Source organism: Pseudomonas sp. lyk4-R2A-8 (genome assembly GCF_030209095.1).
GTDB classification, from domain to species: domain Bacteria; phylum Pseudomonadota; class Gammaproteobacteria; order Pseudomonadales; family Pseudomonadaceae; genus Aquipseudomonas; species Aquipseudomonas quebecensis.
Window position 1 is genome coordinate 188,992 of record NZ_JARVSS010000022.1, and the last position, 22,414, is coordinate 211,405.

Sequence of the window (22,414 nt, forward strand, 5' to 3'; positions counted from 1 at the left end):
GTTTTTATGAACGATTGCGGTGGTGTGGTCTAGGTCAGCAATACCTGAGCCAATCTAGGCCCGATGGATGACAGTTTCATGTCGATGTCGTTTTCAACGCGTCGATGTCGCTCCGCGCAGACTCAGCGTAGACCACGCCAAAGGGCCCGCATTGGCGGGACTTGGCCGATGTATTGCAGGGTGTGGTAGGCCGCATCCAGGGGGCTGTCATCTCTCGGTCATTTGTCCTGCCTACGCTTGCACGCAATAGCAAGGGCCCGTTTACCCAGCGCTTTGTGCACCTGAACGGTGCTGGTCTAGTCCAGAAAGGTAACGTTGATGCGTGATGAAGCAATCAAGGCGGTGACCTCCATCGGCCTGGCGCTGCAGGAGCAGATCGACCACGGTCTGTTGCCGCCCGGTCGCAAGTTGCCTGCCGAACGTAAGCTCAGCGAGTTGTTTGGTACCACTCGCATTACCGTGCGGGAAGCCTTGTTACAACTGGAGGCGCAAGGGCAGATCTATCGCGAAGAGCGCCGCGGCTGGTTTGTGTCGCCGCCGCGCCTGGCCTACAACCTGATGCAACGCAGCCACTTTCACGCGATGGTCAGCGACCAGGGCCGGGTGGCGTCCACCGAAGTGCTCAGCGCGCGCTTGCAACCGGCCTCGGCGGCGGTATGCGCCTGGTTGCAGTTACCGGCGTTGTCCAGCGTGATCCAGATCTGCCGGGGGCGGCGCATTGATGGGCGGTTGGTGCTGTATGTGGAGCACTACCTGAACCCGCAGTATTTTCCGGGGATTCTGGCGTGTGATTTGACCCAGTCGATGACCGAGCTGTACGCGCGCAAGTACGACGTGCATTACGGACGGGTGCGTTTCGAGATCGTCCCGACCTCATTGCCGGTGGAGGCTGCCGCCGCGTTGCGCGTCTCGGTGGGCAGCCCCGGCCTGCGCATTGCCCGGGTCAACTATGACCAGCACCAGCGCCTGATCGATTGCGATCTGGAATTCTGGCGGCATGATGCGATTCATGTGGGAGTAGATGTCGTCTGAGTGACAGGGGCCAATTCGGGTCTCAGTAAGGCCGTTGGCATTCAGCCACTTGGCGTCAGGCTTTTGATCACCTGATCCACGTTGCTTTCCAGCTCCGTCACCGGGTCTGCGCCGTCGACGTTGAGTACCAGAAGCTGTGCACCACCTGCCGCCACCGCGGCTTTTACCGCTTCACTTGGCTGGCGATGATGCAGCACCACGGCGACGTCATTGTCCTTCAGCTCGGCGGTGAGTTTGCCCAGTGCATGGGGCGTCCACTCGGCATCGGGGCGGGCGTCGGTGCTGAGCGCTTCGAGGTTCAGGCTGCTGATCAGATACGCGAAATGATCACTCAAGCTCACCACGCTCAGGTTATCGGCCTTGGCCAGGCGTGCCTCGCTGTCGGCATTGAGTTTGAGCAGGCGTTGTTTGAGGGCTGCGAGGTTGCCGTCGATCCTGGTTTTGGCATCCGGTGCCAGGCGGCTCAAGTCGGCGGCCATGACATCGGCCATGCGCCCCAGGTTGTTGCTCGATTGCCAGGGCTGGCTATTCAAACCGTCGATCGCGCCGGGTTGCACGGCGATCCCCGGCAAACCGCCGTCGACCGGGCGCGCGGCGTCCACTTCGACGATGCGGATATTGCTGCGGCGCGCCACCGGATAGAGCGGGTCATCCGGCCACAGCGAGCGCAGGCCGATGGCTGCGTCGGCGCCCTGGGCCAAGGCGCTGAGCGCCGGCGCGCCACGCCCCGTGAAATACGCCACCTGCCGCGAGCCGGGCAGGTTGGCCGGCGCGGCGCGTTCCAGTTGCACGTCGGTGCCCTTGAGCAACACGTCCGCCAAGCCATAGGTGATGGGCAGCGAGGCCAGCACTTTCACGGGTTTGGCGGCATGCACCGCAGGTTTTACCGATTCGACCGCCATCAGCGGTGCGGCGATCAGGCAGGCAAAGGCCAGGGTCAGCGGGCGTAGAGCGAAGCGCATTATCCAAGATTCCCTTTCAGACTGGGGACGACGCCACGCGCAATGGCGGCGCAGGCGAAGGCGATACCGGCGACGAGGATGATCGCGGCACCGGAGGGGATGGGCAGGTCGAATAGAATCGGCAGCAGAATCCCGCAGAGGGTGCTGACCGTGGCGATCACCACCGAGACCCAGAAGAACCCTTTGAGCGACTGGCTCAGCAGGCGCGCCGCCGCCGCCGGAATCACCAGCAGCGCCCCCACGAGGATCGCGCCGATGACCTTGACCGCGGCCACTGTGATCAATGTCACCAGGATCACGAACAGATAATCCAGGGTCTTTACCGCTACGCCGCGCACCGCCGCCAGCTGCGGGTTGAAACTGGCGAGCATGATGCGGTTGTACAGCGGCAGCGCCAGGGCCATCACCAGCGTGCCGACAATCGCCAGCACCAGCAGGTCGTTGCCGTTGACCGTCAGCACCGAGCCGAACAGTACGTTTTCCAGAATGTGCACGTTGATCTTGCCCGCCAGGATCAACAACAGGCTCGCGCCCAGCGCCAGGGACACCGAGAGGAACACGCCGATCAAGGTGTCGGGTGCCAGCCCGGTGCGGTTGCGCAGGTAGTTGAGCAGGATGCCGAACAGCAGGCAGTAGCCGAACAGGCTGCCGTACGGTCCGGTATAGGGCTCGCCGAGCAGGATGCCCACGGCTACGCCGGTCAGCGCGGCGTGGCCGACCGCTTCAGAAAAAAACGCAAAGCGCTTGACCACCACCAGCGTACCCAGCCCACCCAGTACCGGACCGATCAACAGACCCGCGAGCAGCGCATTGACCACAAACCCGTAGGCCAAGGCTTCCGGCAGGTACCCGGAAGAGGCCCAGCCCTGGACCATCAGGCGAAAGGCTTCATAACTCATGGTGCCGTGCTCCGAGGATGAGTAGAAAACAGGGTCAGCAGGCGGTCCGGAGTCAGTGCTTCCTTAGGCGTGGCATCGAACAGTACGCGGCGGTTAAGGCCGGTCACTCGATCGGCCAGGCGGCCGACCGCTTCCAGATCGTGTTCGATCCACAGTACGGTAATGCCGGCCAGGCGCCAGTCATTGAGAAGGCGCTCGAAGACCTGGATGCCGGCTTCATCAAGGGCCGACATCGGTTCATCCAGCACCAGCAGGTGCGGGGCCGGAATCAGGCCTTGGGCCAGCAGCACGCGCTGGCGCTCGCCGCCGGACAGCGCGCCCATGCGGCGCTTGCGCTTGTCCTGCATGCCGACCCGCTCCAGCGCTTCGCCGATGGCGGCCGCGTAGTGCCGGGACAGGCCCAGAAACGCCGGACGCCGCTGACACATCGCAGCCATGAAATCATCCACGGTCATCGGCAAGCCTCGGTCGAACTCCAACGCCTGCGGTACATAGCCGACGGCGCCGGGCGAAGCCGGCCACGCCAGGCTCAAGCGCCCCTGATGTGGGGTCTGCCCCAGGAGGGTCTTGATCAGCGAGCTTTTACCGCCGCCGTTGGGGCCGACCAGGGCGTGGATGCTGCCCGGCTGTACCTGGAAACTCACGTCGACCAGGATTGCGGTGCGGCCCAGGGTCAGCGACACCTTGTCGAAGTCCAGGGTCGGCCCGATGCTGGCGACTTTCAGCTGTTCTGCGGCGGTCATGCCCCCGACTCCTGGATGGCCCGGACGACAGTGTTGAGGTTGCCGGTCATTTCCACTTCGTACTTCTCAGCGCTGTATTCGCCGTAGGAAATATGCGACAGCGGGTACAGCTTGACCCCTGATTCGCGCTGGATGGTATCGACATAAGTGGAGGGGAAATCCATCTCCGAAAAAATCACCTTCACATCCAGGGCGCGCAGTTCATCGATGGTTTTCTTCAACTGGCTGGGGCTGGGTTCGATGCCGTGGGCCGGCTCGACCACTGCGGTGACCTCCAGGCCGAATTCACGCAGCAGGTAGTCGTAGGCCGCGTGCACGGTGGCGACGCGCAGGTCGGGGTTGGGCGCGCGGGTGAGCTTGGCGAGGGCGTCGGCGCGCATCTGGCGCAGGCGCTTGCCGTAGGCGCGGGCGTTCTGGGTGTAGGTCCTGGCGTTGTCGGGATCGAGCTTGCCCAGCTCGCGGGCAATGTTGTTGACCTGAGCAATCGACGCGCTGATCGACAGGAACGTATGCGGGTTGACCACTTTGCCCGCACCGCGCGCGGCATTGCCGGTGGCGGCCAGCAGCGGCACGTTGGCGTTGGCCTCGATCACCGGGATGTCCGGGCGTTCGCTGGTGGCGATCATGCGGTCGGCGAAATCGTCATGGCCGACGCCATTGAGCACGATCACATCAAGGGTGCCGATGCGCTTGATGTCTTCGGCGCGGGGCTCGTAGGCGTGCGGGTTGAAGCCGGCCGGAATCAGCGGCACTACTTCGGCCTTGTCGCCGACAATATTGGCTACGTAGCTGTAGTAAGGATGCAGCGTGATGCCGATGCGCAGACGTTTTGCGGCATCGGCATCGGCGTGGGCGAAGGGGGCGAGTACCAGGCTGAGCAGTCCAACCAGCAACAAACGCAACAGGGGAGGTGAAATAGGCATGGGCAATCGGTCTTCTCGTTCAGTGACGGTGCTGGCGGGTCACGCCGGCATCGAATTGCGCGACCACCTGCTGCCAGCCGGCTGCGATCAGCGCCTGGTCAGTGAGGTCGGAAGGGGCGCCAAGGTCTTGGGTGCGGTTGAGCCAGATATCCGGCTCGCTGCCTTGCACGCGCATCAGCAATGAGCCGCTCACGCTTGGCACTTGGCTCAACCCCAGGTAAGCGGCTGGTGCCAGCAACTGCCAGCGGTGATCGCCGCGGCTGACCGAGCTGGCATCCTGAGCGAACGGCGCGAAGCCTTCCTCGGCCAGTTGCTCGGGCGTCGGCAGGGCGCTCTGCTCCTGTTGCAGCAGGTGGATTTCATCCAGGGTCACGCGCAGGTCGGCGTAGATGCCTTGCTCGGCGGCGCTCAGGTCGCGTCGCGCATCCAATTGATGGCTGGGCAGGACCGCAACCTGCTGGGGTTCGCCGTGCAGTGCCACCACTGTCCCGGCGACCGCCAGGATGATCAGGCACAACAGCAGCACATACAGAGTTTCGTGTCCGGCACCGGCGGGGCGTACAACCTGTGTCGTACTCATTGGGGCTGGATATCCGCTTGGTCGATTTCCACCACATGGCCGGGGCCGGCATCGAACAACACGTAGAACTCGGCCGAAGGCTTCTTGAAGGTCAGGGTCGAATCGGCGCCGAGCTTGCCAGGCATCAGGACGGTCTCGTCGTAGCCGATCACGTCCAGGGTCACGCCGGGAGCGCCGCTGCCATCGGAGAAGCCGCCTTTGCACTGAATTTGCTCGCCGGGTATTTCCTTGCATTCGCACATCGGGTTATGGGCCAGCGCGGTGGCACTGAAGCCCACGCATAGCAGCGCGGTAAAGGCGCGCAGGATTGAGGTCATGGTTTGACTCCTTGCTTGTTCAGCCAGGCAATGGTGGCGGGCGACGCCTGGCTGAGCGGGATGGAACCCTGGTGCATCGTGCCGTCCCAGCCTTCCATGGTGATCCACAGTTCGGCGTCGGGCGGCGTGCGCGCAGGCACCGGCAGGCCGGCACCCATGCGATAGGGGGTGCCAAAGAAGATCACCCCTGCGGCGCGCAGGCTGCGGGGTTTGCCGATGCGCAGGTAAGTGGCCTTGACCTGGTCGGCACAGGCGGCGCACAGGGCGGCGTTGAAGAATTTCATCGGCCCGGCGGGATCGGGGCTCGGGCCCTCGTTGCGGAATTCGGCGAGGGTCAGGCTCCAGGGGCCGACCTGCACGTCGCCGGCCACCCGTTCGCCGATGCCGGTGTCTCCACGAAACAGTGCGGCGTCGGCGAAATACCTGGGCATGAAGCCCAGAGGCACCAGGACCAGCAGGAGGTTGAGGTGAAAACGCCATTTCAGCCAGAACGTCCGCAGCGGCGACGGTGCGGCAGCGACTTTGCTCATGGATTGGCCTCCTGGGTTTCAGTCTGCATAACGGGAATCGATGCAGCCTGACGCTGTACTTTGTGGCTGCGCTTGAGGGCATTGGCGGTGGCCAGGGCGGTGCGTTTGGTCCAGATCAGCAGGCCGCTCAGCACCATCATGCTCAGTACGAGGCCGAAAAACGCCCAGATCAACTTGATCCATAGGCCACCGAAGTCACCGGTGTGCAGCGGGCGCATGGATTCGGTGACGAACTCCAGGGGCGTGCGGTCGGAGAGCAGGTGTGAGACCGCGATATCTCCGTCATAGGGGTTCAGTTGCGCGGTCTGGAACATCAGCGGGTACCAGCCCCGGCCACCGATCTGCAGGTGGCTGTAGGCGTTGAGCGGCAGGAACACGAAGCTGGCCTCCAGCCCCGGAATGCGCTGGGTGGCGATCTTGATGGCGTCGTCCAGGGGGATCATCGGTGCCGGAACGCCGGCGGCCGAGGTCGGCACTTTATCGCGGGCAATCACCGGCACGATGGGCTCGCTGGAGATGGAGATCTGGTTGTCCCCCAGGAATGCCTGAATCAGGAACCAGGTGCCGGTGATGGAGATGACCGCGATGAACCAGATCGACCAGATACCGCTCAGCCTGTGGAAGTCGCCCCAGAAGATTCGCGCCCCATGGCGAATACGCAGGGTAGGGCGCAGGAAGCCTTTCCAGAAGCGCTTGTACACCACCAGGCCGGTGACCAGCGATGCCAGCAGCGGCAAGCCGAGGAATGAAACCAGATACCAGCCCCAGCTGTAGCCATTGGTAAACGGCACCAGCCACCAACCGTGCAACGCACGGGTAAATTGCTGGAAATCGAATGCCGGGCTGATGCCCTGGATTGCGCCGGTATAAGGGTTGGCATAGGCCTCTACCGAGCGACCGTCGGGGTAGCTGAGGCCGACGCTCAAGGCGAAGTGCGACTCATCGGGGCGGATGATGGAGCGCACGATCACTTGGGGATCGTCGCGCTTGATGGCGGCAATTACCTGGTCGAAGCTCAGCGGTTCAGCGTCATCGGACGGTTTGCTCGCGCGGATCTCGGGGTTGGCCAGCCAGACGATTTCCTGGCTGACCACCGCCAGGGTGCCGGTGACGCAGACGATCAGTACGAAGAACCAGATGGGCAAGGCCAGCCAGCTGTGTACGAGAAACCAGAGTTTGGAGCGTGACTTCTTCGACATGTGAATGAGGGTCTTGATCGGAAGGGCGATGGGCGCCCGGAAAAGGCCGGTCGTAGCTTTTGCTGACGCGACAGGCTGTATCTAAATTAAGACGGATGAGAATGAGAAATCCCTAAGGCGCAAATGAAAGAAAATGTTTCAGGGCTGCGCTTTGCCTTGGATCAACCGTACGTTGGGGGTCGGCAGGCTGGCCTGAGCGATGGAGGCCTTACGGCCGTCAGGGGTTAATCCCTGAAAAAAAGATGGGTATTTTTTTGACATCGGCCAAACCATCGTCTTAAGTGTAGGCGGACTTGGAAGTCAAACGCTTATTAAAAGGATGTAATGAGATGGTTAAGTCCCCAACCTATCTGCTGGAAAGCAGCCCGCGCGCATCACTTCTTTGTTATTGATAAACACGTTAATAAGTTGATCTCATGTCGCCGTTGCCTGGCGCCGGTATTGTCATGAGTCAACGAATTACTATTCAAGAACGGCGCGCACTCAAGTTAAAACAGAGAGACAGCACGGATGTCTATTTTCGATCGCTCAATCAATAGTTCGGTGCAGTGGCAAGACTGGCGCTGGCAGCAAAAGAACGCCATTCGCGATGAATATTCGCTTCGTGTTGCGTGCGGTGGCTGGAGTGAAGAAACCTCTGCGCATATCGAGCATAACTTGCAAGATCGCAAGATGCAGATCACGCCTTATTACGTTGATCTGATCAATCGTTCACTGACCGGCGGCGAGGTCATGGACCATCCCTTGTGGCGGCAAGTCGTGCCGTATTGGAGTGAGCAGGTCAGCGGCGATTATGACGGTACTTCCGAGAACTGGGAGTTGAGTCACGAGATGAAGACGCCTATTTGCCAGCACAAGTACGATAATCGCGTCATCCTGCGCATGACGAACACCTGCAATGCCTATTGCCAGTTTTGCTTCGAAGCGCTGCGCACGCTGCAGGTGGATACCGCCAAAGCCAACGCCAGCACGGACTCCTTCAAGGAATCCCTGGCCTATATCCGCGCGAACCCGGCGATTGAAGAAGTGATCCTCAGCGGTGGCGACCCCCTGATGCTGGCTGATCGAAAGCTTGAAGAGAATTTGGCGGCGCTGCGTGGCATCAGCGACGAACTGCTGATACGCATACACTCGCGCGCCTTGAGTTTTAATCCGTTCCGGGTCACTGATGCCTTGGTGGCGATGCTGGAAAAGTACAACGTCAATGCATTCGGCGTGCATGTTTGCCATCCCTTGGAACTCAGTACTGAATTTGCCGCCGCGGTCAAGCGTATTCAAAGTGCAGTGCCGATTGTCTTTTCCAATATGCCGCTATTACGCGGTGTAAATGATGACGAGGCGACGCTGCATAAACTGTTTATCGATCTTTATCGCCTGGGTGTGAAACCTTATTACTTATATCATTTCATGCCGTTTTCGCCGGGGGCTTCGCAATATAAAGCTTCAATCCCTCACGCTATCGATATTATGAATCGACTCAAGCGGCGCGTATCCAATATTGCCCTGCCCGAATATGTGCTGCCGCACGCTCAAGGCAAGTTCACGGTGCCTTTGTTGGACCTGGAAAAACCTGAAGACCTGCCATACTTCGACGTGGTTGGCGGGCAGCGTTATTACTGTTTTCGCAACTGGGAGGGCCATTGGTGCCGTTGGCAGGATGCCTGATTAACTTACGGAACAAGGTCGCACCCATCATGAATCAAGACGCTATTTTATTTATTGATGTCGATGACAGCGCTTCTGTTCGCTATCACTACCGTGAGCCGCACTTCGCCGTTGCTCGCGCCCGAGGGCTGCGGTGTCTGACCGCCGGCGTGGCGGGGCGCAGACACCTGCAGCGGCTGCTGGATGACAGCGACGAAGTGTTCCTGCTGGACGCACTGAGCGAGCTGAGCATTCTGGAGCTGGTCGGCGAACTGGATGGGCGTTATCGCATTCTGGCGATTTTCTGCCAGGCCGGTCATCCGTCCGCCCAAGGCGAAGTAGGTCGTATCGTCGCGCAGGCGTGTCGGCGGCTCGGGCTGGTGCATAGCCAGCCGGATGCCATCAGCGCGTGTAATAACAAGTTCCTGATGCGCCGAATGCTGAAAAAGCAAGGGCTTCGCTCCGTGCCGTTCGCCCTGTGCCAGGACGAGCGAGAACTTCGCGAAGGTGCCGAGCGGGTCGGGTATCCGCTCATTGCCAAACCGCCCTTCGGCGGTGCGTCGGCGTTTATCAGGAAATGTTCGAATTGGACTGAGCTGCAGGACCATTACCGGCATTTCGTCGAGCAACACGGCGCGGCTGCCTACGCGGATTTCTATGGTTGTGCCCACGCGTTGCCGGAAGAGGACGGTCAGAGGCATGAGTATCATCCGGGTCGCAGTGTTCTTTTAGAAGGCTATATACCCGGCATCGAAGGCAGTGTGGAATGTGTGATGCTCGGCGAGCGCGCCCACGCGGTGCTGATCAACGAGAAACTGCTGCTCACCGAGCGCAGTGGCACTGTGCTTGAGAACCTGTTGATTTCGCCGCCGACGTCGTTCACCCAAGCCCAATGCGAGCAGATCCGTGCTTATGCGGTGGATTGCCTGAAGGTGGTCGGCCTGACCAACGCCGTGGTGCATTTCGAATTCCGAATGACCGCCGAGGGCCCGGTGGTGATAGAGATCAACCCCCGCGTGGGAGGCCTGTATGTGAGCGCGGCGTTCCGTGACCTGGCTGCGATCAACCCCTTTGAACTGTATCTTTCGTTGCTGCTGGGCGACCAAACGCTTGACGCAAAACTGGAGGCAGGCGCGCGCAAGGTCCTCGAGGCCCGGCAACACTACGCAATGCTGGCGATTTATCCGCAGCACAGCGGCCAATTCAGGGGCATCGAAGGTTCGGCGTATCTGGATCGACACCCCTCGGTGCTGGAGTACGCGCAGCAGGACCCCGGCAATACCATTGACGCGGATATCGAAGAGCACTATCTGCTCAAGTGCTGGGCCCAGGTCGACGATGCCGCCCATGCCTATGCCCTGCACGAAGCCCTCGTGCACAACCTGCGCGTGATCATTGATCGCCCTGCTGAAGGATAGAAGCGTGAATACCCAGCAGATTTCAGCGCGCTTGCTTGAGCAGCGGTATTGTCATTACCGCGACTTTGCCGCGTTGGTTGCGGCTGGGCCAGGCGAAGTGCAGAGCTTTTGTGCTTACTGGGCAAACCTGGTCCGGGACGAGGCGTTCAAGGAATACACGCATCGCGAACGTCGCATCCTGCGCTATCGTTTATCGCCTGGGCGTCAATTGCAGATCGACCGGAACGCCGCGTACACGTCCACCGTCACTTACGCCGTCAACTACCGCCAGGGCGTGAACCATTTGAGCTATTGCGAGGATGGCTTTATCGAGCATCCGCTGATGCGTAAAGTGTTGGCCACCGACCTTGCGATCATTGGCCCGTGCCTGGATGAGCAGGCGTACACCATCGATATCCACCAGTTCCGGATCAGGGCGGAGGCGTACTCAAGCAGCCCCACGACGTCAGGTATTCATCAGGACGGCCTGGACTGGGTGTTCATGCACTTCATCGGCGAATGCAACACGGTGCCGGTGGTCTCGGAGATTTTTACCCATGAGACAGAACAGAGCCGGGTGTTCAGCCTGCCAATGGCGCATTTCCTGGAAACTATCGTGATCAATGACCGTGGTCTCTACCACCGCGCTGCTGAGGTTCGACCGCAGACGCAATCCGCGCCAGCCTGGCGCGATGTGTTATTGGTCAGCCTGCGTCGCCAGAGCGTTGATGATGAGGCCGCGTCTTCATGAGCCAGGATGTTCAGCAGGGCCTGTCGACCCGAAACGCGCGGCTGATTGTCTTTGCCCGCGGCGTTTCGGACTTCGGTGCGTTTCTCAACATGGTGGCGTTATCCACCTATGTTTATTGGCTTAGCCAAAGCGTGGTGTTTGTCAGTGTTTTTCTGGCGTGCCGGGTGACCGGCGGGATTGTCGCCAGTCTGTTCGGTATCCCGTTTTTTCGGCGCTTTGCCGGGCGCGGCACGCTGGCCGGGCTGGACCTGGCGCGGGCACTGCTGTTGGTGCCGCTGCTGGTGCTGATACCCGCGCATCAGTTGAGCGTCCTGCCCTTCATCGCGTTTGGCATCGGCTTGTGCAATTCGCTGTTTGCCATCGGCCTCAACAGTCAACTGCCCACGTGGGTGGCGCTTGAGCAGCGGGTGGACACCAACGCGTGGATCACGTCTGCGGCCGCCACGGGGGCGGTCTTCGGCAGTTTGCTTTCAGGGTTGCTGATCGCCACCGGCGGTTTCGAAGCGGTGTTCGCGGTCAACATCGGCACCTACGGGGTGGCCGCGTGCCTGATCCTGCCATTACGCGCCTTGTATTCGGTTGCCATGGCCGAGCATCGCAGCTTCGCTGCCGAGTGGCACGCATTGACCAAAGGGCTGCGAGGCGCGCCTGTGCTGGCGGCCATGTTGCTGATCAGCATGCTCGACACCCTGGGCAGCGCCGCGCATAACGTGGGCTGGCCGGTACTGTCTCAATACATTTCGCCGGATACTGCGAAAACCGTCATGGGTTATCTGCTGGCGGTCTGGGCCTGCGGTAAGTTCGTCGGCGCACGGCTGGCCAGCGCGGTGTTGAAAGGTCGCGGTCTGCACGCCATGGAGCGCCTGTTCATGCTGGGTGTGGCGCTGATGTCCAGCGGCTTTATCCTGACGTTTCAGCAGACCCAGTTGTGGCTGGCGCTGCTGCTGGTGGTGTGGGCCGGGCTCGGGGACGGGATATCGGAGGTGGCCCTGGTGTCCCGTGCACAAAGTGAACCCGATCGCCTGCGCCTGCCGCTCTTCAGTTTATTGACGCTGATTCAAATGGCCGGTTTCGGCGTGGGGATGCTGGTGGTGGGGCCGTTCTACCTGACGTGGACACCCGCCCAAGTGATTATTCTGTTCCATGGGCTGCCGCTGAGCGCGCTGCTGATCATGACTGTGTGGATAGGCGCCCGCGCAGCACGGCAGGTCGAGTCGACCCCCCCATGAACTGCGCGGGTATAAAACCGATAGCCGACCTTCATCCCTGCCTGAACAGCTCTTCGGCGCGCTGGTGGATTTGTTCAGGAGTCAGGTCTTCCTTGCGGGTCGCCAGGAACCAGAGGTGGCCATACGGATCTTTCACGGTTGCGCTGCGATCGCCATAGAACTGGTCCTGCGGCTCGGACACGACCTTCGCGCCGGCGGTAACGGCTTGCTTGAATTGCTCGTCCACGTTTTGGACATAGAGATGCAGGCCGACACTGGCGTGTTCGTCTGGATTGCGCAGGGCTGCTTCATCGCAGGGCGAACCCAGCATGATCGCTGAACCACCCATGCGCAGTTCCGCATGGCCGACCCGGCCGTCGGGCATATCCAGGCGCATGATCTGTGTGGCGTTGAACGCTTTCTTGTAGAACTCGATGGCTTCGGCGGCCTTGTCGATGCCCAGATAGGGCGTGATGCTCTGGTAGCCCTCGGGTATTGGGTTGACGCTCATAGCGTTCTCCTTGATTGGCGAGTGGATAAAACCGGAATGACCGGTTTTTCACTATAGGCGACGTCAATCAAGGCTATGGCGCTTCCGACGAGGGGGATTGGGTGTCGAGCCAGTCACTGCGCGTGGCGCTGTCGACTAAATGGATAGATGCAGCATTCGCTCGCCTTGAAGGGTTTCCCCAGGCCGGCGTTTGTTAACCACCAGTTCGCCGATCTTGATCAGGCGGGTGCGTGTCACATTACGGCTCAGCCCCAACAGATTGGCGGTGTGCACCTGGTTGTAATGACTGAACCGGTACGCGGCGCGCAGCAGGGTGTCTTCGACTTTTTCATGCAGGGCGCCGGCCTGTTCTTCGAACAGCTTCTGGAAGGCTCGCTCCAGCAGGGCTTCGGCACTGTTATCGGCAACGTGCCCCGGGTCGTCCTGGCGCTCGATACGCAGGTTTGAGAGGCGCAGGTCATCGCGCTCGATCACGCCGTCGCGGCAGATCAGCAGGGTGTGGTGGATCACGTTTTCCAGCTCGCGAATATTGCCCGGCCAGCTGTAGCTTTTGAGCTTGAGTTCCGCTTCACGGCTGATGGCGATCGGGCCGTAGCCCAGGCGTTGGCTGTAGGCTTCGATAAAGTGGCGAACCAGCGGGAGGATATCGCCTGGGCGTTCGCGCAGCGGGCTGAGTTCGAGGCTGACCACGTCGAGGCGATAGTAGAGATCTTCGCGAAAATGCCCGGCGTTGATGGCCTTTTCCAATTGCACATTGGTCGCCGCCAGCACGCGCACATCAATCGCAATACTTTTGCGAGAGCCCAGGCGCACCACTTCACGCTCCTGCAGCACCCTTAGCAATTTGACCTGGATCGCCATGGGCAGATCACCGATTTCGTCCAGGAACAGGGTGCCGCCGTCGGCTTCTTCAAACCAGCCTGCCTTGGCGCTGAGTGCGCCGGTGAATGCGCCTTTCTCATGGCCGAACAATTCCGCTTCCACCAGGGATTCGGAGAAGGCCCCGCAGTTCACCGCCACGAACGGACGATTACGCCGCGCGCTGAGGTTATGAATGTGGCGGGCCACCAGCTCTTTGCCGGTGCCGGTCTCGCCGATGATCAACACACTGGCTTCGCTGGGCGCCACTTGCTGGATATGGTCGAGCAGGGCCTGGGACTTGGGGTCTTCAAAGACCTGCGCGGTGGCCCGGATGGAGGTCGCCAGGGCCGGTGAGGGCGGTAGTGTCAGAAGCTGCATGAGGCACCTCTCAGGAGTAGAACGTTGGAGTCGGCAGGGACTGGTTCAACGCCCAGTCCCCCAGTTCGTGGAGCTTGTAGTCCACCGGGTCGTGCAGGGTTTGCGTGCGCAGGTTGCGCCAGTGTCGGTCCAGGCGCAGCGATGCGTGGGTGGACCGCGCGCCGGTGACTTCGAACAGACGGCTGCACAAATCCAGGCCTTGGCGAGTGGCGGCGACTTTGGCGGTGGCAATGGCAATCGCTAATTGACCCCGTTGCTTTTCACCCAAGGCCGGTCCTTTGGCCCAGGCCTCATCCAGTAAATCGGCGGCGCGTTCGACCAGCAGGCGTACGCTTTCGAGCGCCACCCAGAACTCGCCGTAGTGATGCAGCACGTAAGGGTCCTGGTCTACGCCTTGGGCGCCGGACTTGTGCCACGGGCGGCTCTCGGTGAGGGTGTAGTGGCGTGCCTCTGCAAAGGCGCCTTCTGCAATGCCGAGAAACATATGGGTAAAGGTCAACTGCGCAATCAGCGGCCGCAGGCAGGCAAAAGGGGTACTCAGTGGGCCCGGGTCGAGCAGCAATTCCGATTCCTCCACACGTACCCGTTCGAAGCTCGCGCTGCCGCTGTCGGTCTGGCGCTGGCCGATGTTGTTCCAATCATTGTGCAAAGTAATGCCGCTGCGGCCGCTGGGGATGGCGGCAATCAGCAATTTGCCGCCAGCGTTCTCGTCCACTGCGGAGGCGATCAGCATTTGGGAATCGCTGGCTCCGGAGCAGAAACTTTTCTTACCGGAAAACTCTCGCCAGCCGCCGAAATCCTTTACCACGGTGCGGGTGTCCAGCGGGTTGAGGGCGTTGCCCCAGAACCAGTTCTTGCGTGCGGTCTGTTCGAACCACGGCTGCCATTGGTCCGGCCGTGAAAACAGGCGCACGGTGGCGAGCATCAGGTGGTGGAAACCGAAGATGTGGGCGATGGAACTGTCGACCTTGGCGAATTCGCGCACGACCGCCAGTGTGCTGCTCCACGTTGCTCCCAGCCCACCGTATTGCGCAGGGATGCTGAGTGCCAGCAGGCCGCTCTGGCGCAGGGCATCACGTTCGGTTTTGGGCGTGCCACCGTGTTCGTCGCGCTTAACCGCAGTGAGAGCGAATTCGGCGGCCAGCAGTTTGGCGGTCTGCAACGGTGATGGCGGGACGCTGTGAGGTTTAGCTGTCACGGGTATTCCTCTTTATCGAGGTGGGAATGGCCGGCGCCGCTCCCACCGCTGCGTCGATCAGTTCTTCGCGGGCAATACATCGTTGGCAATCATTTCGCCGAACGGGCCGGTGAGGTTGGTGATGCCACGCCCGGCCAGGCTGGCGTAGGGCTCGGGCAGCAATGGAAATACCTGTTCGGCAAAGCGATACGCCTCTTCCAAATGGGGGTAGCCGGAGAAGATGAAACTCTCGATGCCCAGGTCCGCGTACTCCTTGATGCGCTCGGCCACTTGCTGTGGGTTGCCCACCAGGGCAGTTCCGGCGCCGCCGCGCACCAGGCCGACGCCGGCCCACAGGTTGGGAGCGATTTCCAGGTTGTCGCGGCGGCCGGCATGCAGGGCGGCCATGCGTCGCTGGCCTTCGGAGTCAAAGCGCGAAAAGGATTTTTGCGCGGCGGCGATGGTCTCGTCGCTGATGTGCTCGATCAATTTGTCGGCGGCTTTCCAGGCGTCTTCTTCGGTCTCGCGCACGATTACATGCAGGCGGATGCCGAACTTCACGGTGCGCCCGTGGCGAGCGGCGCGTTCACGCACATCGGCGAGTTTTTCCGCGACGGCGGCAGGCGGTTCGCCCCAGGTCAGGTACACGTCGACCTGCTCGGCGGCCAAGTCATGGGCCGCGTCCGAGGAGCCACCGAAGTACAGCGGCGGATAGGGCTTCTGCACCGGTGGGTAAAGGGCCTTGGCGTTCTGTACGTGCAGGTGCTTGCCTTTGAAGTCCACGGATTCGCCCTGAAGGACGCGACGCCAGATTCTGAGGAATTCGTCAGAGACTTCGTAGCGTTCGGCATGGTCGAGAAAGCTGCCGTCGCCGCGGTTTTCATCCGGATCGCCACCGGTGACCACGTTGATCAGCAAGCGCCCGTTGGACAGGCGATCCAAGGTCGCCGCCATCCGTGCAGATACCGTGGGCGAGATGATGCCTGGGCGAATCGCTACCAGGTAGCGCAGGCGCTCGGTCAATGGCACCAGCGCCGAGGCGATTACCCAGGAATCTTCGCACGAGCGACCGGTGGGAATCAGCACGCCGTGGTAACCCAGGCTGTCAGCGGCCTGGGCGACCTGCTTGAGGTAATTGAGTGTCACCGGCCGTGCACCTTGAGTGGTGCCCAGGTAATGACCGTCGCCGTGGGTGGGCAAGAACCAGAAAACATCCATGACTCATTATCCTCAGGCAATTTTCAACAGTGAGGGCGCATGCACGGCCAGCAGCGGCGCAGCGCGCTCGGCAGCCAGTTGGATACGGCCTTTCAGTAGCTCGCTGGTGATCTGGTAGTCGGTAAAGTCGGCTTCAGTGGCGTACACACCGATGGGCAGGGTCAGTGCCTGGAAGAAGCTGAACAGCGGACGCAGCTGATGATCCAGCACAAGCGCGTGCCGTTCGCTGCCGCCGGTGGCTGCCAGCAGAACCGGCGTGTTGACCAGCGCGTTGAGATCTATCAGGTCGAACAGGTGCTTGAGCAGGCCTGGGTAAGAGCCGCGATACACCGGCGCGGCAACGATCAGCAGATCGGCCTGTTCGATACTCAGCAGTTGAGCTTCGATCTCGGCGGGTAACTCGTCGCGCGACAGGGCCGCGCCTAATGGCCGGGCGATGTCGCCCAGTTCGATCAGCGTGGACTGGATTGGCAATCGCGTGGCCAGTTCATCCAGCAGCGCTTGGGCCAGTACACGTGTTCGAGACGGGCGCCAGGCTCCCCCGGAGAGGGCTACAACGTTTAGAGGGCGGGTCATGCACAGTTCCTTTTTCAACAGGGTTCGTAACAGGGTGTGCACCGGGTTGAGCAAGAGCTGTACCAATAGCCGCAGGCCTCGGCTGGCGGAGCTTGCGGGCTTAGCGTTGCAAAGCGGCTGTTGCCTGCCTGCTGTTTTGTTGAAGAGCTGTTGCCTGGACAACAGTTGTGCAGCAAACAGTTTCGGCGTGTTGAGCGCATTTATAGAAGGTCATTGTTATTCCGTAAATGACTGTATTTTTATATTTATAGATCAATAATGAATATGCGTGATGGCTATCGAAGGTGCCGGAAAGGTTGATAGCAACTATCACGGACGATGATTTTTCACTCTGCAGGGGCGGGAGTAGCCTGTGTTCATTGACTTGAACCTCTCTCTCAGGACCGCCGCCATGCACCGTTTTCTTGCTGTTTCCCTATTACTTGTCGTCTCTGTACTCGCCGGTTGTGCGAACCATCCTGCCCCTGAGTTGCGTCCTTACTCAGCGGAAGAAACCAAGCAACTGGCGCTGGAATCGTTGAGTCGTCGCGGACTGTCTTTTGACGAATACCAACGCCAGCGCGCAGCGTTGACCGGCCAGCCGGCCAAACCCTTCGGCTTTGATAGGCAGGGCGAAATGAACGCCGAGCGCAGCATCACGTTGCACGGGCGCCCCAGTTGACCCCCGTTCGGCGGCAAAAAGCCCGAGGTTTCCGTCAAGAATCCTCGGGCTTTTTGTTTTCCTTGGGGCCGCTTCAGCCTGTTAAGCTGAATTTCAGGAGCGTTCCTACGCACAATTAAATAAAGTGGTCCTTCTTTAATGGCATCCGATCGGGTAAACCTGACGACCTCTTGTTCCGGTCAATGCCCCTGAGACACTGCTCTCGGGAACCTGCTCTGCGAGTGTTTGAACGTCATGACTAAACGTCCGTTGTATTTCGACTACGCCGCCACCACACCGGTGGATGAGCGGGTCATCCAGGTGATGGTCGAATGCCTGGGCTTCAATGCCAATTTCGGTAACCCGGCGTCCAGCTCCCATGCCTTCGGCCAGGCGGCCAGGCACACGGTCGAGCAGGCGCGACGTCAGGTCGCCGAGTTGGTGGGAGCGCAGCCTGAGCAGATCGTCTGGACTTCCGGTGCGACTGAATCCAACAACCTCGCGATCAAGGGTGTGGCCCAGGCGCGTGGCATCGCGGGTGGGCACATCATCACCAGCCAGATCGAACACAAGGCCACCCTGGATACCGCGCGGCAGCTGCAGGAGGCCGGCGTGGCCGTGACCTACCTGGTGCCGGACGCCGATGGTTTGATCAGCGTCGAGGCGGTCAGCGAGGCATTGCGCGATGACACGTTCCTGGTGTCGCTGATGCTGGTGAATAACGAACTGGGTACACTTAACGACATCCCCGCCATCGGCGCGCGCGTGCGTGAACAAGGGGCCTTGCTGCATGTGGATGCGGCGCAGGGGGCGGGTAAGGTCGCGATTGACCTGGCGCAGTGGCCGGTGGACCTGATGTCGTTTTCCGCGCACAAGCTGTATGGCCCCAAGGGCATCGGCGCGCTGTACGTAGGAGCGCGTGCGCAGCAGAAGGTATCGGCACAGATTCACGGCGGTGGGCATGAGGGCGGCTTGCGCTCCGGCACTCTGGCGACCCATCAGATTGCCGGCATGGGAGCGGCGTTTGCCTTGGCGTCCGAGTCATTTGTCGAGGAGAACGCTAAGGTGATGACGTTGCGTCAGCGTTTGCTCCAGCAGTTGGACGGCGTAGCCGGCGTGCGCCTCAACGGCAGCCCCACCGAACGTATCCCCCACACCCTGAGCCTTACGTTTGGCGAAGGTGAATTCAACTCGGCTGCGTTGAGTGCAGGCATCGCGTTCTCCGCGACGTCGGCCTGCAACTCGGCCAACAATGCGCCGTCCCATGTACTTCTGGCATTGGGCCATGACGCCCGTAGCGCCGATCGTACCATTCGCTTGAGCCTGGGGCGGTTTACCACCGAGCAGGACATCGACCAGGCGGTTCAGTTGATCAAGGCGGCACTCGCCACTGCACCGGCGTTCTGGGCGGTCTGAGTTTTCAGTCGCAACACATAACAATTATTCGTGGTTAGCAGGAGACACAATGAGCACGCAGCCTTTGATCCATGGAACGGTTCCGCAGCGCCTGGCGCATACCCGTGAGCTGATGAGCCGCGAAGGCATTCATGCCCTGCTGGTGCCGTCGGCCGATCCGCATTTGTCGGAGTACCTGCCGGGTTACTGGCAAGGGCGACAATGGCTGTCTGGATTCCATGGCTCGGTGGGCACGCTGGTTGTTACCGCCGACTTCGCCGGTGTTTGGGCCGACAGCCGTTACTGGGAGCAGGCAACCAAGGAACTGAAGGGCAGTGGTATCGAGCTTGTGAAGTTGCAGCCGGGCCAGCCCGGCCCCTTGGACTGGCTTGCCGAACAGACACCTGAAGGCGGCGTGGTTGCGGTGGACGGCGCGGTGATGGCGGTCGCGTCGGCGCGAACCCTGAGTGCCAGGCTGGCAGAGCGTGGCGCGCGCCTGCGCACCGACATCGACCTGCTCAATGAGGTCTGGAAAGATCGCCCGAGCCTGCCCGAGCAGCCGATCTATCAGCACCTTCCGCCACAGGCGACTGTCAGCCGAGGCGAGAAGCTCGCTGCGCTGCGCGCCAGTTTGAAAGAGAACGGCGCCGATTGGCATTTCATCGCCACGCTGGATGACATCGCCTGGTTGTTCAACCTGCGTGGCGGTGACGTGTCGTTCAACCCGGTGTTTGTGTCTTTTGCATTGATCAATCAGCAACAGGCCACGTTGTTCGTGGCATTGGGTAAAGTCGACGCCGAGTTGCGCGCTGCGCTTGAGCAGGACGGCGTGACGCTACGTGACTACAACGAGGTAGCGAACGCGCTACGTGGCGTTCCGCCGGGCGCCAGTGTGCAGGTTGACCCGGCTCGCGTGACAGCCGGTCTGCTGGAAAGCCTGAATGCCGGCGTCAAGCTGATCGAAGGGCTTAACCCGACCACACTGGCTAAATCGCGCAAGAGCCTGGCCGATGCAGAGCATATCCGCCGGGCCATGGAGCAGGATGGCGCTGCGTTGTGCGAATTCTTCGCCTGGCTGGACAGTGCGCTGGGACATGAGCGCATTACCGAGCTGACGATCGATGAGCGCCTGACGGCTGCGCGTGCGCGTCGTCCCGATTATGTATCGCTGAGTTTCAACACTATTGCGGCATTCAATGCCAATGGCGCTATGCCCCATTACCACGCCACCGAAGAAGAGCACGCGGTTATCGAAGGTGATGGTCTGTTGCTGATCGACTCGGGTGGCCAGTATCTGGGCGGCACTACGGACATTACACGGATGGTGCCTGTCGGTACGCCGAGCGATGAGCAAAAGCGTGACTGCACTCGTGTGCTCAAGGGGGTGATTGCGTTGTCCCGTGCGCATTTCCCCAAGGGTATCTTGTCGCCGTTGCTGGACGCGATCGCTCGTGCGCCGATCTGGGCCGATGGCGTGGATTACGGACATGGCACGGGCCACGGCGTAGGTTATTTCCTCAACGTGCACGAAGGCCCGCAGGTGATTGCCTATCAGGCCGCGCCTGCGCCGCAGACTGCGATGCAACCCGGAATGATCACGTCTATCGAACCCGGCACCTACCGCCCTGGACGTTGGGGTGTGCGAATCGAAAACCTGGCGTTGAATCGCGAGGCGGGCAGGACTGAGTTTGGTGAGTTCCTCAAGTTCGAAACCTTGACCTTATGCCCAATCGACACCCGTTGCCTGGAGTCTTCCATGTTGACGGCGGATGAGCGCGCGTGGCTCAACGCTTACCATGAACAGGTGCGTGAGCGCTTGAGCCCTTTGCTCAGCGGTGCGGGGCTTGAATGGTTGCAGGTGCGTACGACACCGATTTGATGATTGCCATTTCAAGTGGGCGTCGGCCAGGCAGTCGACGCACGCTTTGAGCCCGACTACTTGCAAATCACGATCATGCTGCGACTGGTATAGCCGGCAGGGTTCAGGCCGAAAGGGTAGTCACCTGGCTCTTCGGAATTGTCACCGGACTTCGCGATGACCCGGTAGCCCTTGGTGCCGCAGGAATGGGTTGCGCTGGTGTAGCACTGATCCCAGGAGGAGGACAGGCCGGAGCAGTTGATGTGCAGTCCTTTTTTGCCTCTTTTCACTTCTGTTTTTGTGGTCGCCGCACAGCCAGCAATCGCTACGACCATCAACAGTATCAAAATTCGTTTCATTCCCATCCTTAAATAGCCGCTTCGCAATGTTTGAAGTCGGCTCTATTCGCTCTCGAGCGTAGCGTTCGTGCTGTCCTTGTCGAAAAACTCCATGAATGCGATTGGTTTGCTGGCTAAACATGGCCTAAATGCGCTGCAAATACCAGATCTACATGCGTTGATGACTTAATCCGCCGGGACCAGCGGTTTGGACTCCTTACGCATGGTCAATGTGGCTCCGATGGATGCCAGAATGATGCAGGTGATGGCCATCCACTGCGCTATGGATAAGTGCTCCTGAAGGAAAAACAGCCCGGACAGCGCGCCGAAAGCCGGCTCGATACTCATGAGCGTGCCGAAGGTGCGGGCGGGCAGGCGCGTGAGCGCAATCATCTCAAGTGTGTAGGGCAGGGCGGTGGAGAGAATGGCCACTCCAATGCCAATCGGGATCAGCGCTGGCGTCAGAAGGGCGGTGCCTGCGTGGACAATGCCGATAGGTGCCACGAACAGTGCGGCGATCAACACCCCCAGAGCAGCGGTTTGGACGCCATTATCGTTCCCCGCCTTCTGCCCGAACAGGATATAGAGTGCCCAGCAGATCCCCGCGCCCAGGGCATAGCCGGCGCCGAGCAAATCAATTCCGTGGCTGGCTTCACCCAAAGGAATCAAGAGCACCAGCCCGACGATCGCGAGGGCTATCCACAGGAAATCGACCGCTCGGCGCGAGGTATAGATGGCGACGGCAAGCGGGCCGGTGAATTCAAGCGCTACGGCGACACCCAGTGGGACGCTGCGCAGTGACATATAAAAGAGGAAGTTCATTCCGCCCAGGGCCATCCCGTAGATGATTACAGTACGCAGCGATTTGGCTGTCAGCCTTGCGCGCCATGGGCGCAGTAGAAGCAGCATGATCACGCTGGCGAAAATCAAACGTACGGTCGTTGTTCCTTGTGCACCGACGATAGGAAACATACTTTTGGCCAATGAGGCGCCGGTTTGAATGGACGCCATGGCGATCAACAGCAGGCCGACGGGAAAGAATGTCGATACCAGGCTGCGAGAAGAGGAGGTCATTAGTAATGGGTCCGGGTCATGTTCGGGAGGCAGGCCCTATATGATGCTCAAATGAACATGGCTGAGCAATATATTGCTCAGTTTAGAGTGTGTGGGCCTGCTTTTAGATAACGTAAGGTACTTTTTCAGACAGTTGATAGAAAAATCAAATTAACGCTTGACGGCAGATTCCAGAAGTCTATAATTCGCCCCACTTCCGGCGC

At 60.5% G+C, this 22,414-nt stretch carries 23 protein-coding genes; 8 read left to right on the plus strand and 15 right to left on the minus strand.

The annotated features are described in order from the left end of the window. The first annotated feature begins 318 nt into the window (after nucleotides 1-318). A complete protein-coding gene (locus QRN10_RS20635) occupies nucleotides 319-1,032 on the plus strand; it encodes a UTRA domain-containing protein (RefSeq protein ID WP_181079904.1) in 714 nt (237 codons plus the stop codon). Nucleotides 1,033-1,073: 41 nt separating this feature from the next. On the opposite strand, the gene QRN10_RS20640 is transcribed toward QRN10_RS20635, so the two are convergent. From QRN10_RS20640 to QRN10_RS20675, 8 genes are read right to left on the minus strand one after another with little or no spacing between them, the layout of a single operon-like run. Further along, the gene (locus QRN10_RS20640; RefSeq protein ID WP_285429015.1) at nucleotides 1,074-1,994 is read right to left on the minus strand and encodes a metal ABC transporter solute-binding protein, Zn/Mn family; all 921 of its coding nucleotides are present in this window, start codon (nucleotides 1,992-1,994) and stop codon (nucleotides 1,074-1,076) included. Beyond that, nucleotides 1,994-2,893, minus strand: coding sequence for a metal ABC transporter permease (locus QRN10_RS20645; protein ID WP_181079902.1), 900 nt, complete (start codon nucleotides 2,891-2,893; stop codon nucleotides 1,994-1,996). The genes QRN10_RS20640 and QRN10_RS20645 overlap by 1 nt, the downstream gene beginning before the upstream one ends. Next, nucleotides 2,890-3,636 (minus strand): metal ABC transporter ATP-binding protein, encoded by a 747-nt coding sequence (locus tag QRN10_RS20650; RefSeq protein ID WP_285429016.1) that lies wholly within the window; start codon nucleotides 3,634-3,636, stop codon nucleotides 2,890-2,892. Before QRN10_RS20650 ends, QRN10_RS20645 begins: the two co-directional genes overlap by 4 nt. Beyond that, nucleotides 3,633-4,559 carry a metal ABC transporter substrate-binding protein gene (locus QRN10_RS20655; RefSeq protein ID WP_253511768.1) on the minus strand — a complete coding sequence of 309 codons (927 nt, stop codon included), beginning with the start codon at nucleotides 4,557-4,559 and terminating at the stop codon, nucleotides 3,633-3,635. Before QRN10_RS20655 ends, QRN10_RS20650 begins: the two co-directional genes overlap by 4 nt. A gap of 19 nt (nucleotides 4,560-4,578) precedes the next feature. Beyond that, complete coding sequence (locus QRN10_RS20660) at nucleotides 4,579-5,139, minus strand: DUF6162 family protein (protein WP_253511772.1); 561 nt, start codon at nucleotides 5,137-5,139, stop codon at nucleotides 4,579-4,581. Next, the gene (locus QRN10_RS20665) at nucleotides 5,136-5,456 is read right to left on the minus strand and encodes a hypothetical protein (RefSeq protein ID WP_181079898.1); all 321 of its coding nucleotides are present in this window, start codon (nucleotides 5,454-5,456) and stop codon (nucleotides 5,136-5,138) included. Before QRN10_RS20665 ends, QRN10_RS20660 begins: the two co-directional genes overlap by 4 nt. Next, nucleotides 5,453-5,986, minus strand: a complete 534-nt coding sequence (locus QRN10_RS20670; RefSeq protein WP_181079897.1) for a PA2404 family protein — start codon at nucleotides 5,984-5,986, stop codon at nucleotides 5,453-5,455. Before QRN10_RS20670 ends, QRN10_RS20665 begins: the two co-directional genes overlap by 4 nt. Further along, nucleotides 5,983-7,185, minus strand: coding sequence for a PepSY-associated TM helix domain-containing protein (locus QRN10_RS20675; RefSeq protein ID WP_253511775.1), 1,203 nt, complete (start codon nucleotides 7,183-7,185; stop codon nucleotides 5,983-5,985). The genes QRN10_RS20670 and QRN10_RS20675 overlap by 4 nt, the downstream gene beginning before the upstream one ends. A gap of 510 nt (nucleotides 7,186-7,695) precedes the next feature. Here QRN10_RS20675 and QRN10_RS20680 point away from each other — a divergent pair. From QRN10_RS20680 to QRN10_RS20695, 4 genes are read left to right on the plus strand one after another with little or no spacing between them, the layout of a single operon-like run. Further along, nucleotides 7,696-8,850: a KamA family radical SAM protein gene (locus QRN10_RS20680; RefSeq protein WP_253511778.1), complete on the plus strand. Its 1,155-nt coding sequence runs from the start codon at nucleotides 7,696-7,698 to the stop codon at nucleotides 8,848-8,850. A 29-nt stretch (nucleotides 8,851-8,879) separates the two neighbouring features. After that, nucleotides 8,880-10,247 carry an ATP-grasp domain-containing protein gene (locus QRN10_RS20685; RefSeq protein ID WP_181079894.1) on the plus strand — a complete coding sequence of 456 codons (1,368 nt, stop codon included), beginning with the start codon at nucleotides 8,880-8,882 and terminating at the stop codon, nucleotides 10,245-10,247. Nucleotides 10,248-10,251: 4 nt separating this feature from the next. Beyond that, the gene (locus QRN10_RS20690) at nucleotides 10,252-10,977 is read left to right on the plus strand and encodes a 2OG-Fe dioxygenase family protein (protein ID WP_253511781.1); all 726 of its coding nucleotides are present in this window, start codon (nucleotides 10,252-10,254) and stop codon (nucleotides 10,975-10,977) included. After that, the gene (locus QRN10_RS20695; protein WP_253511784.1) at nucleotides 10,974-12,206 is read left to right on the plus strand and encodes an MFS transporter; all 1,233 of its coding nucleotides are present in this window, start codon (nucleotides 10,974-10,976) and stop codon (nucleotides 12,204-12,206) included. The genes QRN10_RS20690 and QRN10_RS20695 overlap by 4 nt, the downstream gene beginning before the upstream one ends. A gap of 31 nt (nucleotides 12,207-12,237) precedes the next feature. Here QRN10_RS20695 and QRN10_RS20700 read toward each other — a convergent pair whose 3' ends face one another. The 5 genes from QRN10_RS20700 to msuE form a co-directional block, all read right to left on the minus strand. Beyond that, nucleotides 12,238-12,696, minus strand: coding sequence for a VOC family protein (locus QRN10_RS20700; protein ID WP_181079891.1), 459 nt, complete (start codon nucleotides 12,694-12,696; stop codon nucleotides 12,238-12,240). A gap of 135 nt (nucleotides 12,697-12,831) precedes the next feature. Continuing rightward, on the minus strand, nucleotides 12,832-13,935 hold the full coding sequence (locus QRN10_RS20705; RefSeq protein WP_285429017.1) for a sigma-54 interaction domain-containing protein: 1,104 nt from the start codon (nucleotides 13,933-13,935) through the stop codon (nucleotides 12,832-12,834). A 10-nt stretch (nucleotides 13,936-13,945) separates the two neighbouring features. Further along, nucleotides 13,946-15,133, minus strand: a complete 1,188-nt coding sequence (locus tag QRN10_RS20710; RefSeq protein WP_285429018.1) for an acyl-CoA dehydrogenase family protein — start codon at nucleotides 15,131-15,133, stop codon at nucleotides 13,946-13,948. Between the two features lie 57 nt (nucleotides 15,134-15,190). Continuing rightward, nucleotides 15,191-16,330 carry an FMNH2-dependent alkanesulfonate monooxygenase gene (ssuD, locus tag QRN10_RS20715; RefSeq protein ID WP_253511793.1) on the minus strand — a complete coding sequence of 380 codons (1,140 nt, stop codon included), beginning with the start codon at nucleotides 16,328-16,330 and terminating at the stop codon, nucleotides 15,191-15,193. Between the two features lie 12 nt (nucleotides 16,331-16,342). Further along, complete coding sequence (gene msuE, locus QRN10_RS20720; protein WP_285429019.1) at nucleotides 16,343-16,906, minus strand: FMN reductase; 564 nt, start codon at nucleotides 16,904-16,906, stop codon at nucleotides 16,343-16,345. A 391-nt stretch (nucleotides 16,907-17,297) separates the two neighbouring features. Here msuE and QRN10_RS20725 point away from each other — a divergent pair, with 391 nt between their 5' ends. From QRN10_RS20725 to QRN10_RS20735, 3 genes are all read left to right on the plus strand, one after another. Further along, a complete protein-coding gene (locus QRN10_RS20725; protein WP_253511798.1) occupies nucleotides 17,298-17,567 on the plus strand; it encodes a hypothetical protein in 270 nt (89 codons plus the stop codon). 234 nt (nucleotides 17,568-17,801) lie between these two features. Beyond that, a complete protein-coding gene (locus QRN10_RS20730) occupies nucleotides 17,802-18,962 on the plus strand; it encodes a cysteine desulfurase family protein (RefSeq protein WP_285429020.1) in 1,161 nt (386 codons plus the stop codon). A 49-nt stretch (nucleotides 18,963-19,011) separates the two neighbouring features. Next, a complete protein-coding gene (locus QRN10_RS20735) occupies nucleotides 19,012-20,820 on the plus strand; it encodes an aminopeptidase P family protein (protein WP_253511804.1) in 1,809 nt (602 codons plus the stop codon). 56 nt (nucleotides 20,821-20,876) lie between these two features. On the opposite strand, the gene QRN10_RS20740 is transcribed toward QRN10_RS20735, so the two are convergent. Together QRN10_RS20740 and rhtA are read right to left on the minus strand one after the other, a co-directional pair. After that, nucleotides 20,877-21,158: a hypothetical protein gene (locus QRN10_RS20740; protein ID WP_181079883.1), complete on the minus strand. Its 282-nt coding sequence runs from the start codon at nucleotides 21,156-21,158 to the stop codon at nucleotides 20,877-20,879. A 165-nt stretch (nucleotides 21,159-21,323) separates the two neighbouring features. Continuing rightward, nucleotides 21,324-22,211 (minus strand): threonine/homoserine exporter RhtA, encoded by an 888-nt coding sequence (gene rhtA, locus QRN10_RS20745; RefSeq protein WP_181079882.1) that lies wholly within the window; start codon nucleotides 22,209-22,211, stop codon nucleotides 21,324-21,326. Nucleotides 22,212-22,414: the final 203 nt, after the last annotated feature.